Origin of the sequence: Ancylobacter tetraedralis (assembly GCF_014195655.1) — a bacterium.
Taxonomy (GTDB): Bacteria; Pseudomonadota; Alphaproteobacteria; order Rhizobiales; family Xanthobacteraceae; genus Ancylobacter; species Ancylobacter tetraedralis.
Genome location: NZ_JACICD010000001.1, coordinates 265806 through 280332 on the forward strand (window position 1 = coordinate 265806; position 14527 = coordinate 280332).

The 14527-nt window shown below is 69.9% G+C and carries 15 protein-coding genes and 2 riboswitches; of the genes, 3 read left to right on the forward strand and 12 right to left on the reverse strand.

Features of this window, described 5'->3' with window-relative positions:
• Both FHS55_RS01200 and FHS55_RS01205 read left to right on the forward strand, forming a co-directional pair.
• The gene (locus FHS55_RS01200; protein WP_343055933.1) at positions 1–999 is read left to right on the forward strand and encodes a glycosyltransferase family 2 protein; all 999 of its coding nucleotides are present in this window, start codon (positions 1–3) and stop codon (positions 997–999) included.
• Positions 999–1409 carry a GtrA family protein gene (locus FHS55_RS01205; protein ID WP_183187857.1) on the forward strand — a complete coding sequence of 137 codons (411 nt, stop codon included), beginning with the start codon at positions 999–1001 and terminating at the stop codon, positions 1407–1409. Before FHS55_RS01200 ends, FHS55_RS01205 begins: the two co-directional genes overlap by 1 nt.
• A 36-nt stretch (positions 1410–1445) precedes the next feature.
• Here FHS55_RS01205 and FHS55_RS01210 read toward each other — a convergent pair whose 3' ends face one another.
• The gene (locus FHS55_RS01210) at positions 1446–1721 is read right to left on the reverse strand and encodes a metal-sensitive transcriptional regulator (protein WP_183187858.1); all 276 of its coding nucleotides are present in this window, start codon (positions 1719–1721) and stop codon (positions 1446–1448) included.
• 71 nt (positions 1722–1792) lie between these two features.
• Here FHS55_RS01210 and FHS55_RS01215 point away from each other — a divergent pair, with 71 nt between their 5' ends.
• Positions 1793–4318 (forward strand): heavy metal translocating P-type ATPase, encoded by a 2526-nt coding sequence (locus tag FHS55_RS01215; protein WP_183187859.1) that lies wholly within the window; start codon positions 1793–1795, stop codon positions 4316–4318.
• A gap of 447 nt (positions 4319–4765) precedes the next feature.
• Here FHS55_RS01215 and FHS55_RS01220 read toward each other — a convergent pair whose 3' ends face one another.
• The 11 genes from FHS55_RS01220 to argE form a co-directional block, all read right to left on the reverse strand.
• Positions 4766–5056: a GIY-YIG nuclease family protein gene (locus tag FHS55_RS01220; protein WP_183187860.1), complete on the reverse strand. Its 291-nt coding sequence runs from the start codon at positions 5054–5056 to the stop codon at positions 4766–4768.
• Between the two features lie 129 nt (positions 5057–5185).
• The gene (locus FHS55_RS01225) at positions 5186–6481 is read right to left on the reverse strand and encodes a D-amino acid dehydrogenase (RefSeq protein WP_183187861.1); all 1296 of its coding nucleotides are present in this window, start codon (positions 6479–6481) and stop codon (positions 5186–5188) included.
• A 76-nt stretch (positions 6482–6557) separates the two neighbouring features.
• A riboswitch (glycine riboswitch) is annotated at positions 6558–6679 on the reverse strand.
• 3 nt (positions 6680–6682) lie between these two features.
• A riboswitch (glycine riboswitch) is annotated at positions 6683–6785 on the reverse strand.
• Between the two features lie 112 nt (positions 6786–6897).
• Entirely contained in the window at positions 6898–7794 is an 897-nt protein-coding gene (nadC, locus tag FHS55_RS01230) for a carboxylating nicotinate-nucleotide diphosphorylase (protein WP_183187862.1), read from the reverse strand.
• Positions 7795–7876: 82 nt separating this feature from the next.
• Positions 7877–9412: an L-aspartate oxidase gene (locus tag FHS55_RS01235; protein ID WP_183187863.1), complete on the reverse strand. Its 1536-nt coding sequence runs from the start codon at positions 9410–9412 to the stop codon at positions 7877–7879.
• A 13-nt stretch (positions 9413–9425) separates the two neighbouring features.
• The gene (nadA, locus tag FHS55_RS01240; RefSeq protein ID WP_425485777.1) at positions 9426–10505 is read right to left on the reverse strand and encodes a quinolinate synthase NadA; all 1080 of its coding nucleotides are present in this window, start codon (positions 10503–10505) and stop codon (positions 9426–9428) included.
• Between the two features lie 123 nt (positions 10506–10628).
• On the reverse strand, positions 10629–11174 hold the full coding sequence (locus FHS55_RS01245; protein WP_246339745.1) for an MgtC/SapB family protein: 546 nt from the start codon (positions 11172–11174) through the stop codon (positions 10629–10631).
• A gap of 109 nt (positions 11175–11283) precedes the next feature.
• Entirely contained in the window at positions 11284–11742 is a 459-nt protein-coding gene (locus FHS55_RS01250; RefSeq protein WP_183187864.1) for a type II 3-dehydroquinate dehydratase, read from the reverse strand.
• Complete coding sequence (locus FHS55_RS01255; protein WP_183188582.1) at positions 11739–12164, reverse strand: GlcG/HbpS family heme-binding protein; 426 nt, start codon at positions 12162–12164, stop codon at positions 11739–11741. The genes FHS55_RS01250 and FHS55_RS01255 overlap by 4 nt, the downstream gene beginning before the upstream one ends.
• 24 nt (positions 12165–12188) lie before the next feature.
• Positions 12189–12866, reverse strand: coding sequence for a DUF1028 domain-containing protein (locus FHS55_RS01260; RefSeq protein ID WP_183187865.1), 678 nt, complete (start codon positions 12864–12866; stop codon positions 12189–12191).
• Between the two features lie 13 nt (positions 12867–12879).
• Positions 12880–13299, reverse strand: coding sequence for a RidA family protein (locus FHS55_RS01265; RefSeq protein ID WP_183187866.1), 420 nt, complete (start codon positions 13297–13299; stop codon positions 12880–12882).
• Positions 13300–13338: 39 nt separating this feature from the next.
• The gene (gene argE / locus FHS55_RS01270) at positions 13339–14508 is read right to left on the reverse strand and encodes an acetylornithine deacetylase (RefSeq protein WP_183187867.1); all 1170 of its coding nucleotides are present in this window, start codon (positions 14506–14508) and stop codon (positions 13339–13341) included.
• Positions 14509–14527: the final 19 nt, after the last annotated feature.

Here is a 14527-nt window from a genome sequence, read left to right on the forward strand (position 1 = left end):
GTGCCTGATGCTGTGAGCCTGTCGCGCGGTATCTCGCCGCGCATCGCCGTGATCATTCCTTGCTACAACGAGGAGTTGACCGTCGGCACGACCGTATCCGGCTTCCGCCGGGCGCTGCCCGACGCCACGGTCTATGTCTGCGACAACAATTCCAGCGACCGGACCGCCGACCTCGCGCGGGAGGCCGGGGCGGAGGTGATGAGCGAACTGCGGCAGGGAAAGGGCCACGCGATGCGGCGCATGTTCGCCGATGTCGACGCCGATCTCTATGTGCTGGTCGACGGCGACGCCACCTATGATCCCGATGCCGCGCCGGCCATGCTGGAGCGGGTGATCGCGGAAAATCTCGATTTTCTCAACGGTGCGCGCATTGCCGAAGCCCAGGCCGCCTACCGTGCCGGCCACCGTTTCGGCAACTGGGCGCTGACCTCGCTGGTGCAGTTCATCTTCGGGCGGCAGTTCTCCGACATGCTGTCGGGCTACAAGATCTTCTCACGGCGCTTCGTGAAGTCCTTCCCGGCCATGTCGCACGGTTTCGAGATCGAGACCGAGCTGACCGTGCATGCGCTGGGGCTGCGGATGCCCTGCGCGGAGGTGCCAACCGTCTATATCGAGCGGCCGGCCGGCTCCTTCAGCAAGCTGAAGACCTATCGCGACGGCGCGCGCATCCTGCGCCTCATCGCCAATCTGGTGCGCAACGAGCGCCCCATGCTGTTCTTCGGCGTGGCGGCGGCGGTGCTGGGGGTCGCAGCTTTCGTGCTCAGCATTCCGTTGTTCTATACCTATGTCGAGACCGGCCTGGTGCCGCGCCTGCCCACCGCCATCGCGGTGGTCGGGCTGTCGATCGTCGCCGTGCTCAGCCTGTTCTGCGGCCTCGTCCTCGACATGAGCACGACCAGCCGGCATGAGATGAAGCGGCTCGCCTATCTCGCCATTCCGCCCGTGCGCCCGCTCGCGCCCGGCAGGGGCGGGAGCCGGCGAGACGGCGAGGACGCCTGATGGCGGTCTCCCGGCTCGCGCTCAAGGAATTCTTCCGCTTCGGCTGCGTCGGCGGGCTGGGCTTTGTCGTCAATGCCGGCGTGACCTATGCCGCGAGTGCGCTGGTGAATCTCTATGCCGCCGGCCTCATCGGCTGGTTCGCGGCGGCCAGCTGCACCTGGTTCTTCAACCGCATCTGGACCTTCGCCCACCGGGCAAAACGGCCGCTGCTGCGCCAGTTTCTCGATTTTCTCGGCGCCAATTTCATGGGGTTCCTCGTCTATTACGGAACCTACTCGGCGCTGATCGCCGGCTGGCCGCTCGCCAGCGATCACCCCGTGCTGGCGGTGGCCGCCGGCTCCATTGCCGGGCTGGCGATCAATTTCACGCTCTCGCGCCGCTTCGTCTTTCGCGGCACGGTCGAGAAATAGCGCAGGCGGCCTGCCGAGGCCTCCGACGCTCGGCGTTCAGCCCTTCAGCTTGCCCAGAACCTCGATCAGTTCGGAGACCTTCTGGCGCTGCTGGTCGGCATCGCCCGAGCGGATGGCGTGCTCGACGCAATGGGCGACATGGTCGCGCAGCACCTCTTCCTCCACCTTCTTCAGCGCCGCCCGCACCGCCGCCACCTGGGTGACGATGTCGATGCAATAGCGGTTGTCCTCCAGCATGCGCGAGAGGCCGCGCACCTGCCCCTCGATTCGGCTGAGGCGCTTCAGGCAAGCGTTGCGTGTGTCATCCTGCATGCTTGCCATATACCCATGCGGGGTATATATCGCAAGGGTCATATACCCCGCATGGGTATAAGGAGGGTGCCATGGCTCACGGCGATCGCGATCATTCGGCCCAGGATCATGGCAAGGATCACGCCGCCGATCCCGTCACCGGCGGATCGTGCTGCGGGGGGCCTTCCGCCGCGCCGCCGGAGAAACCGGCATCCTCCTGCTGTGGCGGCGCTCATGATCATCATGATCACGATGCCGCGCCTGCCCATTCGCACGATCACGGACACGCCCACGCGCCGGCCCCTGTGCAGGCGGACATCCAGGCCCACCTGGCCAAGGACCCGGTCTGCGGCATGAAGGTCGATCCGCACACCGCCCAGCACAGGGCGGAGCATGGCGGGCGCACCTATTATTTCTGCTGCAATGGTTGCCGCACCAAGTTCGTCGCCAATCCCGGCGCCTATCTCGAAGGGCGCGCCGCCCCCGCCGCGCCGGTGCCGGCGGGCACGGAATATACCTGCCCGATGCATCCGGAGGTGCGCCAGATCGGCCCCGGCACGTGCCCGATCTGCGGCATGGCGCTGGAGCCGCTGCTCGTCAGCCTCGATGATGGGCCCAACCACGAATTGATCGACATGACGCGCCGGTTCTGGATCGGCCTCGTGCTGGCCGTGCCGGTCTTCGCGCTGGAAATGGGCGGGCATCTCGTGCCGGCGCTGCACCACCTCGTGCCGCCGGGCACCTCACACTGGATCCAGCTGGCGCTGGCGACCCCGGTCGTGCTGTGGGCGGGCGCGCCGTTCTTCGTGCGCGGCTGGCAGTCGCTGGTGACGCGCAACCTCAACATGTTCACGCTGATCGCCATCGGCACCGGCGTCGCCTATCTCTACAGCCTCATCGCCGTCTTCGCGCCCGGCGTGTTCCCGCCGGCCTTCCGCGCGGCGGACGGCACGGTCGCGGTCTATTTCGAGGCGGCGGCGGTGATCACCGTGCTGGTGCTGCTCGGCCAGGTGCTGGAGCTGCGCGCGCGCGAACAGACCTCGGGTGCCATCCGCGCGCTGCTCGACCTCGCGCCGAAGACCGCCCTGCGCATCGAGGCGGACGGGCGCGAGGAGGAAGTTCCGCTCGACCAGGTCGTGGTCGGCGATCGGCTTCGCGTGCGTCCGGGCGAGAAGGTGCCCGTGGACGGCAAGGTGGTGGAAGGCCGCTCGGCGCTCGATGAATCGCTGGTCACCGGCGAATCCATGCCGGTCACCAAGCTGCCGGGCGACGCCGTCATCGGCGGCACGCTCAACCGCTCCGGCGGCCTCGTCATCGCGGCGGCACGGGTCGGACGCGACACCGTGCTTGCCCGCATCGTGCAGATGGTGGCGGAGGCGCAGCGCTCGCGCGCGCCGATCCAGCGCCTGGCCGATCAGGTCGCCGGCTGGTTCGTGCCGCTTGTGGTGGCCTGCGCGGTTCTGGCCTTCATCGCCTGGGCGACCCTCGGGCCGGAGCCGCGCCTCGCCCATGCGCTGATCGCCGCCGTGGCGGTGCTGATCATCGCCTGCCCCTGCGCGCTCGGCCTCGCCACGCCCATGTCGATCATGGTCGGGGTCGGGCGCGGGGCGCAACTTGGCGTGCTGATCAAGAATGCCGAAGCGCTGGAGCGGCTCGAAAAGGTCGACACGCTGGTGGTCGACAAGACCGGCACGCTCACCGAAGGCGCGCCTTCCGTCACCTCCATCCGGCCGGCGGAAGGTTTTACGGAAGCCGAGGTGCTGCGGCTCGCCGCCGCGGTCGAGCGCCTGTCCGAGCACCCGCTCGCCCGCGCGGTGGTCGCAGCGGCGCAGGCGCGCGGGATTGATATCGCCAAAGTGCGCGGTTTCGATTCGCCGGTCGGCAAGGGTGCCTATGGGCTGGTCGAGGGCAAGCGCGTGGCGCTCGGCAGCGCGGCGTTCCTGCGCGAACTCGGCATCGACACGGGCGTGCTCGCCGCCCAGGCGGATGAGCTGCGCCGCGAGGGCGCCAGCGCGATTTTGGTCGCCATCAACGGCAAGGCGGCGGCGGCCATCGCCATTGCCGACCCGATCAAGGCGACGACGCCGCAGGCGCTGGCCGATCTCGCGACGGCCGGCATCCGCGTCGTCATGCTCACCGGCGACAACCGGGTAACGGCGGAGGCCGTGGCGCGCCGCCTTGGCATCACCGAAGTTGAGGCGGAGGTCGCGCCAGAGGATAAGGCGGCGGTCGTGGCGCGGCTCCGGCGCGAGGGGCGCATCGTCGCCATGGCCGGCGACGGGGTGAACGACGCGCCCGCGCTCGCCGGTGCCGATGTCGGCATCGCCATGGGCTCGGGCACCGATGTCGCCATCGAGAGCGCGGGGGTGACGCTGCTGCGCGGCGATCTCGGCGGCATCCTGCGCGCGCGCCGGCTGTCGCAGGCGACCATGCGCAACATCCGCCAGAACCTGTTCTTCGCCTTCGTCTACAACGCCGCCGGCGTGCCCATCGCGGCCGGGGTGCTCTATCCCGTGTTCGGGCTGCTGCTCTCGCCCATGGTCGCGGCGCTCGCCATGTCGCTGTCCTCGGTGAGCGTCATCGGCAACGCGCTGCGGCTGCGGGCGACGCGGGTGTGACAGGCTTCGCCCGGCTCGCCTTCCGCTATCGCTGCAGGCGTCCGGGACACAAGGTGTTCCGTCGAAAAGCGGTGCGCCGCTCATGGTCGCCGCAACGATGGCCCCTGTTCCCCGGACAAGTGGCGCGCAAGCGCCGCGCCGATCCGGGGTCCAGCGCGAGGGGCTCCTGCCGACGGCAGGCTCGATCGGTACGCCGTGCCGTCTGAGCCTCGATGCCGCAAGTATCATGAGGCGCCCTTGCGGGCGGAGTCGTGCGCTGGGTCCCGGCTCGCCTTCCGCTACCGCTGCAGGCATCCGGGACACAGGGTGTTCCTCGGGACAAGCGGTGCGCCGCTCATGGTCGCCGCAACGATGGCCCCTGTTCCCCGGACAAGCGGCGCGCAAGCGCCGAGCCGATCCGGGGTCCAGCGCGAGGGGCTCCTGCCGACGGCAGGCTCGATCTCCATCTCAATCCAGCAGCCGATTCGCCAGATCTTCCCATCCGGGATTGTCCGTCTCGATCAACTGGAGCTTCCACTCCCGGCGCCAGCGCTTGAGGCGGGCCTCGCGCGTGCGTGCCTCGTCGATCAACGTATAGAATTCGACGTGGACCAACAGCCGGACCCCGTAGCGTGCCGTGAAGCCGGGGACCTCACCGGAGCGATGCTGCGCCATGCGACGGGCAAGGTCGTTGGTGACGCCGACATAAAGCGTCCCGTTGCGCCCGCTGGCGAGGATGTAAACGGCGTACCGCTCCATGCGAGACCTCCACTACTGAAGGTATCATGAGGAGCCCTTGCGGGCGGAGTCGCGCGCTGGGTCCCGGCTCGCCTTCCGCTATCGCTGCAGGCGTCCGGGACACAGGGTGTCCCGGCCCCGCACGGTCCTTCATTCCGCCGCCATGCGCAGCATCGGCGCGGGGGCGTCGATCGGCAGGGCTGCCTCCACCTTGGCGGCGATAATCTCGGCGGTGGCGCAGGAGAGCGTCCAGCCCAGATGCCCGTGGCCGGTATTGTAGAACACGCCGGGCTTCGCACCGGCGGCAACGCGCGGCATCAGGTCCGGCATCATGGGGCGCAGGCCCGCCCACGGCACCGCGCGCTCGGTCGACACGCCCGGGAACAGCTTGCGCACCCAGTCGGTCAGCGGGCGGATGCGATCGGCGCGGATGTCGCGGTTCTCGCCGTTGAACTCCGCCGTGCCGGCGACGCGGAAGCGGTCCTTGCCGAGGCGCGAGGTGACGATCTTGGTCTTGTCGTCCAAAAGGCTCACCCAGGGCGCCGCCTTCTGGCTCTGCTCGTCCTCCAGCATCACGGTGATCGAGTAGCCCTTCACGGGATAGACATTCACCCGGTCGCCGAACTGGGCGGCAAGGGCGCGCGAGCCGACGCCGGCGCAGACCACGGCCGCGTCGAAGGCCAGCGTCTCGTGGGTCGGCGTGCCATCTTCCCGCGCCGGGGCGAGGGTGAGGCTGATCTCGACGCCCGTGCCGCCCGCGCCAGCGCCGGTGTGCCGCACCCGATCGACGCTCGCCTCGTTGATGAAGCGCACGCCCTTGGCGCGGCAGACCTCGGCGAGGCCGAAGGTGAACTTGTGGATGTCGCCGGTGGAATCGGAGGGGGTGTAGAAGCCACCGTAGAAGCTGCCCTGCAAGGTCGGCTCGATGGCGCGGATCTCGGCCGGCGTCACCTCGCGGCGCTCCAGCCCGCCCTGCGCATAGAGCGTGGAGACGGCGCGGGCGCTGTCCTGGGCGGCCTTGTCGCGGTAGATGTGCAGGATGCCGCGCGTCTCGTGGTTGAAGTCGATACCCTCGCGCGCGGCGATGTCGAACATGTAGCGGCGCGCCTGGATGGCGAGGCGCGTGGTCTCCACCGTGTTGGCCGTGTAGTTCGGAATGTTGGCGAGGAATTCGGCCATCCAGCTATATTTATGCCAGGAGGGCTTGGGGTTCATCAGCAGCGGCGCGTCGGGGGTGAGCATCCACTTGATGCCCTTGAGCACGGTGGCCCAGGAATTCCACACCTCGGCATTGGAGGCCGAGAGCTGGCCGCCATTGGCGAAGGAGGTCTCCATCGCCGCATAGCGCTGGCGATCGATGACGGTGACGTCATAGCCCTTCTCGTTGAGGGCATAGGCAGTGGTGATGCCGGTGATACCGGCGCCGATAACGGCGATCTGGCGCATGGAGAGCTCCCGCGCTGGAGGACGACGAAGCCCGAACACCGGTGTTTCCACCTTGGCGCTCCGGCCGGCTGTCCCCATCTGTCGCGGTACCTGAGAGCTCGCCCCGAGACAGACGGCGGCGCCGTCCGGAAATCCCGGGCTTCCCCTTCGGTGGACGTCCCAGCACCGTTAGACGGGCGCCGACGCCTCTCTCCAGATCGTCCTGATCATGCGGTCCTTGGTGCCTGAGAGTTTCCTGGGGGGTTGCTCCGTCGGCGCCGACACGTGTCCTGGGAGGACTGTCAGTCTCTCCCGCATGACCATTAGCAGACGTCTATATGCATCGCACAAAAGCATGCCCGCTTCAAGGGCGGTTCCGTCGGCGCGCGGATCCTTGCGCGCGACTTCCGCATGGCTGCTCCGCCGGCGAAACGGCCCTACCGCGTCGCCGCGTCCAGCCCGAGGTCGAGGATCGGCGCGGAATGGGTGATCCAGCCGACCGAGATGAGATCCACCCCGCTCGCGGCGATGGGCCCCACCGTCTCCCGAGAGACGCGGCCCGACGCCTCGGTGAGGGCGCGCCCGCCGACGATGGCGACGGCCTGCGCCAGCATGGCGGGGGTCATGTTGTCGAGCAGCACCGCGTCGACTCCCTCCGCCATCGCCTCGTCCAGCTGGGCGAGCGTGTCGACCTCCACCTCGATCTTCACGAGATGCCCGGCATGGGCCTTGGCGCGCCGGATGGCGATGGCGACGCCGCCGGCCACCGCGATGTGGTTGTCCTTGATCAGCACCGCATCATCCAGCCCGAAGCGGTGGTTGGAGCCGCCGCCCGCCTTCACCGCGTGCTTCTCCAGCGCGCGCAGGCCGGGCGTGGTCTTGCGGGTGCAGACGATCTGCGCATGCCCGTGCCGGCGGGCGATCTCGACGAGGCCGGCCGTGGCGGTGGCGATGCCCGACATGCGGCAGGCGATGTTCAGAGCCACCCGCTCGGCGGTGAGGATCGAGCGCGCCGCGCCCGACAGCCGCAGCACCTCATCGCCGGGCACCACCACGCTGCCATCGCCGCGCGTGACCGCAACCGTGAGCGCGGGGTCGATCAGCGCGAAGGCGATCACCGCCGCATCGATGCCGGCGATCACGCCCGGCTGGCGCGAAGCGATCACCGCCTCGAAGCGGGCATCGGCCGGCACCACCGCATCGGTGGTGACATCCCCGGCGCGGCCGAGGTCCTCCAGCAGCGCGGCGCGCACGAGGGGCTCGACCAGCAGGCGGGGCAGGGGGGGCAGATGGGGCAGGGGGGAAAGCGTGGTGGTGGGAGAGGGCGAGGTCATGGGCCTACTCGTCTCGGGATGATTTGGGCACCCGCCGGCGGGTGGGCGCCCCTGGCAAGGAGCGCCATCGGCTCCGGCCGGCTCAGGCCACCTGCCGCACATGGGTGGGGCGGGCGGCGGCCAGCGCACTCTCCGAATGGCGGGCGAGGGCGGCGGGGGCGGGATGATCGGTGCGGAAATGCCCGCCCCGGCTCTCGGTGCGGTGTAGCGCGGCTTCCGTGACCATTCTTGCGACGAGCGAAAGGTCGTCGCCATCCCGCGCGTTCAGCTCGCCGAGCCGCTGCACCGCGGCGTCCAGCATCGACGCCTCGCGGACCACGCCGACATGACTATCCATCAGCGCGCGGATTTCCGCACGGGCGGACGAGCCGACCGGGGCCGGGGAGGGCGCGCGGGCGATTCCCGCGCCGGCCTCGCTGCCGGCAATGTCGGCGGCGATCCATTCGGCATAGGCCAGCGCCTCCAGCAGCGAGTTGCTGGCGAGGCGATTGGCGCCGTGCAGGCCGGTCGAGGCCACCTCGCCGCAAGCCCACAGGCCCGCCACGCTGGAGCGACCGCAATCATCCACGTTGATGCCGCCCATGTGGTAATGCGCCGCCGGCCGCACCGGAATGGGCTGGTGCGCCGGATCGAGCCCGTGCGCGCGGCAGAGCGCGGCGACGCCGGGAAAACGCCGCCCCACATCCGTCCGCCGCGCGTCGAGCACCACGTGGCGGCCTGCCGCGTTCTGCGCGAAGATGGCGCGGGCGACCACGTCGCGCGGGGCGAGTTCCTGCCCCGGCACCTCCATCATGAAGCGCTCGCCGCGATCGTTGAACAGCTTCGCCCCCTCGCCGCGCAGCGCCTCGGTCGCCAGCGGCATGGGTGCGGGGCCGCCCAGAAGATCCGCCCCGGCCGGATTGGCGGCGGTGACGATCGCGGTCGGGTGAAACTGCACGAATTCCAGGTCGCGCAGCATGGCGCCTGCCCGCGCCGCGAGCGCGAGGCCGGAACCGACGGCGCCGAGCGGGTTGGTGGTGGAGGCGTAGAGCCCTCCCAGCCCGCCGGTCGCCAGCACCACCGCACGGGCCGGCAGGCCGGTCACACGCCCGGCACGGTCGCGCAGGGCGATGCCGCGCACGGTGCCGGCCTCGTCGGTGAGCAACTCGCTGGCGCGCACGTCCTCGATCACCGCGATCGTCGGGCAGGCGCGCGCGGCCTTCACCAGCGTTTCCAGCACGAGGCGCCCGGTGCCGTCGCCCCCGGCATGAACGATACGGCGGCGCGAATGGGCGGCCTCCAGCCCGAGCGCGAGGGCGCCATCGGGCGCGCGGTCGAACGGCGTGCCCAGTTGCACCAGCCAGTCGATGGCACCGGGCGCCGCCGCCACGATGCGCCGCGCCACCTCGGGTTCGGACAGGCCGGCGCCGGCCTTGAGCGTATCGATGGCGTGATAATCGGGCCGGTCATCATCGCCCAGCGCGGCGGCGATGCCACCCTGCGCCCAGCCGGTGGCGGCCTCGGCGCCGAGCGGGGCGGCGACAATGAGCGTGACGGGAAGCGGCGCAAGGCGTAGCGCGGTGGCGAGGCCGGCGACCCCGCCGCCGACCACGACGATATTCTCGGGCGAATGGCGCAACGCAGGAAGCCTTTCAGGAAATGGCGAGCATGCGCTCGACCGCGCGGCGGGCCCGGTCGGCAATGGCCGGGTCGATCTCGACCGCGTGGGTCATCGTCTCCAGTGCCCGGCGGATATTGGGCAGCGTGATCCGCCGCATGTGCGGGCACAGGTTGCAGGGGCGCACGAACTCGATGTCGGGGTGGTTCACTGCGACATTGTCGGCCATCGAGCACTCGGTGATGAGCACCACGCGGGCCGGCTTCTCGTCGCGCACGTAATCCGCCATCCCGGCGGTGGAGCCGGCATAGTCCGCCTCTGCCACCACCTCGGGCGGGCATTCGGGATGGGCGAGCACGACGATGCCGGGATGGGCTTCGCGCAGATCGCGAATATCCTGCGGGTTGAAGCGCTCATGCACCTCGCAATGGCCCTTCCAGGCGATCAGCTCGAGCTCCGGCACCTGTTTCTGCACATTCTGCGCGAGATACTCGTCCGGCAGCATGAGGATGCGGTTGACGCCCCATTCCTTCGCCACGGCGCGCACCACCTTCACCGCGTTGCCGGAAGTGCAGCAATAATCGCTCTCGGCCTTCACCGCGGCCGAGGTGTTGACATAGGTGATCACGGGCACGCCGGGATAATGCTGGCGCAGCAGGCGGATATCTTCCGCCGTGATGCTCTCGGCCAGCGAGCAGCCCGCCTGCATGTCCGGCATCAGAACGGTCTTGGAGGGGTTCAGCAGCTTGGTCGTCTCGGCCATGAAGTGCACGCCGGCCATGACGATGACGTCGGCGTCGATCGTCACCGCCTCGCGGGCCAGCGCGAGGCTGTCGCCGACGATGTCCGCCACCGTGTTGAAGATTTCCGGCGCCTGGTAATTGTGCCCGAGCACCACGGCGTTGCGCTCGCGCTTGAGCCGCTCGATGGCCTCCACGTCGCGCGCGATCCGCGGCCACTCGGCCAGGGTGATGTGGCGCGACACCCGCGCATAGAGATGAGCCAGCGGCAGCGTGGAGGCGACGTCGCGCGCGACGGCAGGCGCGACGGCAAGCGCGGCAACGGAAACCGGGGCGAGGTCCTCGGCCGGCTCGACACGGGCGGCGGGGTTCATGTCCAGCATCGCACCCTCCCTTATGCTCTTTTTGAGTATAATATGGGTCAAAGAAGACCGGGCGACGTGCCCGGCATTTCGAGCTTATGCTAGGACTGAGTATAAGGGGTTGTCAACTGTTCGTCACAAAGCCGATGAAGGTGGCGGGGGCGGTTCCAGTGGGGCATCGCCGCTGGCGGGCGGGGTGGCGCCATGCCGGCGCACGGGCACGCCGGCGCGGGCTTCGATGAAGCGCTCGATCGGCAGCGCCAGCACCAGCAGCATCAGGGTGACGGCGATGCCCATGACGATGAGGTGCCAGGAGGCGAGGGCGCAGGCGATGCCGAGCGCCGCCGTCACCCACACGGTGGCGGCCGTGGTGAGGCCATGCACGCGGCTGGAATGGCGCTTGTGCAGCACCACCCCGGCGCCGAGAAAGCCGATGCCGGTCATGATGCCCTGGATGATGCCCTGCACCACGCGGCTGGTGGCGTCGGGATGGCCGGCAATGCCATCGACCCGCATCGCGGTAAGGGCGACCAGCGCCGCGCCCATCGCGACCAGGCCGAGCGTGCGCATGCCGGTCGGCTTGCCGCGCAGGTCGCGGTTGATGCCGATGAGCATGCCGCAGACCGCCGCCACCAGCAGGCGGAACAGGGCCTCAATATCGTGTGGCGACATCAGGTCCATGGCGATCTCTTGGGGCGATGGTCGTCGCGGCAGGCGACGTTCGTCCACGTGACGTGCGCCGATGCCGCCACCCGGTCAAGCGCCCGCCCGCCCGTGCGTGCCGCCGCGATCAGTCGGTCCGGCCGATCCGGGCGATCAGCGCCTCGACCGCCTGCGCGTAACCCTCCGGCCCAAGGCCGAAGACGCAGCCCGTCACCACGGCGGAGAGCGGCGAATGATGGCGGAAGGGCTCGCGCGTGAACACGTTGCTCACATGCACCTGGATCGCCGGTTTCGCGATGGCGGCGAGCGCGTCGCGCAGGGCGATGGACGTGTAGGAGAGGCTGCCGGCATTGATGACGATGCCGTCCGCCGTGCCGCGCGCCTGCTGCACCCAGTCGACCAGTTCGCCCTCACAGTTCGACTGGCGGAAATCGACGCTGCCGCCCTGCGCCTGCGCGCGTGCGCGGCAGGCCTGCGCGATGTCGTCCAGCGTCAGCGCGCCATAGGGCCCGTGCGGGTCGAGCCCGTAGAGATTGGTGTTGGGCCCGCTGAGGATCAGGATATGGACCGGCCGGGGCGCGCTCATGGGGTCTGATCCTGCGCGCCGATGGCGGCCAGCCCCGCGCGGGCGACCTCCACATCCTGCGCCCCCGTGCCCGAGCCGACGCCGATGCCGCCGACGCACGTGCCGTCAAGGAGGATGGGCAGCCCGCCCTCGAGATTGGTCAGGCGCTGCCCGGCGGCCAGCGACAGCTTGATCTCGTCCGCCGGGTTCAGCCGCGCGGAGGGCTGGCGGTGCGAGGCGGCGGTGATTGCCTTGGACAGCGAGGTCTCGCGCGACAGCAGCCTGGCGCCGTCCATGCGAACGAAAGCCAGCAGGTTGCCGCCCTCGTCGACGATGGTGATGTTCTGCGGCACGCCAAGTTCGTTCGCCCGGGCGACGGCGGCGGCCAGCATGACGAGCGCGCCGGCATGGGTCAGCTTGAGCGCGGGACGGGTGAACGGCATGGGACTGGCCTCGCTCATCAGGGGCTATCGATCGCCCGGCACGCCATAGGACGGCGCCGTGGTGGGGTCGAGCGCGCGGGTGACATAGGCGTCCATCTGCGGCTTCCACAGCGCCCATAGCGCGGCAAGCTCGGCCATCACGTCGCCCTCCGACCAGTCGATCCGCAGATCCGCGACCGGCCACGCCACCGTGTCGACGATCAGGAGGCCGGCCGAGTGCACCGGCCCGGCTTCGCCGCCGGCCGCCACGCCCGCCTGCATCGCCGCCACCAGCCGGTCGCCGAGATCGGCCTCGGGCAGCGCCTCGAAGGCCGCGACCATCGCCGCCGGCACGTCCGTCGAGGCGAGCAGGTTGCCCGCTGCCGCCACGTCCCGGCCATGGGCGATGGCGTGGGTGCCGAGCGTCTTCGCCCCCGAATGGCCGGCGGCCGGCCCCTGGCGGCCCAGCACGACGACCTGCCGGTAGTCGAAGAACGGCGCTTCCTGCGCGAAGCGCGCCAGCACCTCGTCGGGCGACAGGCCGCTCGCCAGCAGATCGAGCCCCTTGGGGCCGAGCGTCGGGTCGGTGATGTTCTGCGTGGAGACCACGCCGATGCCGGCGCGGGCATGGGCGCAGCGCGCCGCCACTGCCGGCGAGGAGGAGGAGACGGCGATGCCGAACCGGCCGGTGGCGGCGCAGCGGGCGGAGATGGAGAAGGTCACGCGCGCCTCCCGCTCAGGCGGCGTCGGGGATGACGGCCGTCACCTCGATCTCGACCAGCCATTCCGGCCGGGCCAGCGCCGAGACCACGAGGCCGGTGGAGACCGGGAACACGCCCTTCAGCCACTTCCCCATCTCCTGGTACACCGCCTCGCGGTGGCGGATGTCGGTGAGGTAGATCACTACCCGGCAGATGTGGCTGAGGTCGCTGCCCGCTTCCTCCAGCAGCATCTTGATGTTGGCCATCGCCTTCTCCGCCTGCTTGCCGGCATCGCCGACATGGAGGCTCTCGCGCGTGTCGAGGTCCTGCGCGATCTGCCCGCGCAGAAACACCATGGTGCCCCGCGCCACCACGGCCTGGCACAGATCATTGTCGAGCTTCTGCTCGGGATAGGTGGCCCGGGTGTTGAAGGGGCGGATGCGCGTGTGGACCATGGCGGGGTTCTTTCGGGGGTAAGGCTCTTTCGGGGGCGGTTAGTCGGTCAGGTCGAGCGGTTCGCTCAAGCGGGCGGCGAGGCGCTCCATCATGCGGCACGCGGCGGCGAGTTCGTCGAGGCCGATCCACTCGTCCGCCTTGTGCGCCCGGGCGATGTCGCCCGGCCCGCAGACCAGGGTGGCGATACCGGCCGCATGATAGAGGCCCGCCTCCGTGCCGAAGGCGAGGGTCACGGGTGGCTCGCGGAAATCGGCCAGCGCGGAAACAAAGCCCAGCGCGGCGCTGTCCGCTTGCGTGTCGAGCCCGGGATAATCGCTGAGCGTCTCCACCACGATGTCCGCCTCCGGGGCCTGCACGTGCAGTCGCGCGCGGGCCTCCGTCAGGATCGCATCAAGGGCCGCGTTGAGGGCGCCGATATCGGTGCCGGGCAGGGTGCGTGCCTCGAATTCGAGCGTCGCGCGGTCCGGCACCAGGTTGAGGGCGCTGCCGCCATGAAGGGAGCCGACATGCAGGCTCGCATAGGGCGGCTCGAAGGCGGCGTCGGTGGTGGCGCGCAGCGTGCGGCCGAGCGCGAACAGCCCGCTCGCGACCTCGGTGGCGGCTTCCACCGCATTGGCGGCGCGGTGCAGCAGGGCGGAGTGCCCGCCGCGCCCGGTGACGGTGACGCGGCGGGCGAACTTGCCCTTGTGCGCGCGGGCGACCTTCATCCCGGTCGGCTCGCCGACGATGCAGAGAACCGGGGGCACGGGCAGGTTCGCCACCTCCCGCACCACATCGGGCGCGCCGAGGCAGCCCAGTTCCTCGTCATACGAGAAGCACAGATGCACCGGCGTCGCGGTCGCCGCCCGCGTGAAGGCACCGACCTGCGCCAGCACGACGGCGAGGAAGCCCTTCATGTCGGTGGCGCCGCGCCCATAGAGGCGGCCGTCGCGAATGTCGGCGCGGAACGGCTCGCTCGCCCAGTCCTGCCCCGCCACCGGCACCACGTCGGTATGGGCGGAAAGCACGATGCCCGGCCGCTCCGTTGGGCCGATCGTGGCAAGGAGCGAGGCCTTGTCGCCGGCTTCATTCGGGATGAGCCGGCTGGCGATGCCGTGACGGGCGAGATGATCGGCGATGAAATGGAGGATCGGCAGGTTCGTGCCGGCGCTGACCGAGGGAAAGGCGATGAGCTGGCCGAGCAGGTCGATGACGGCGCCGTCCGGCATGCCGGGCGCACCTCCTGCC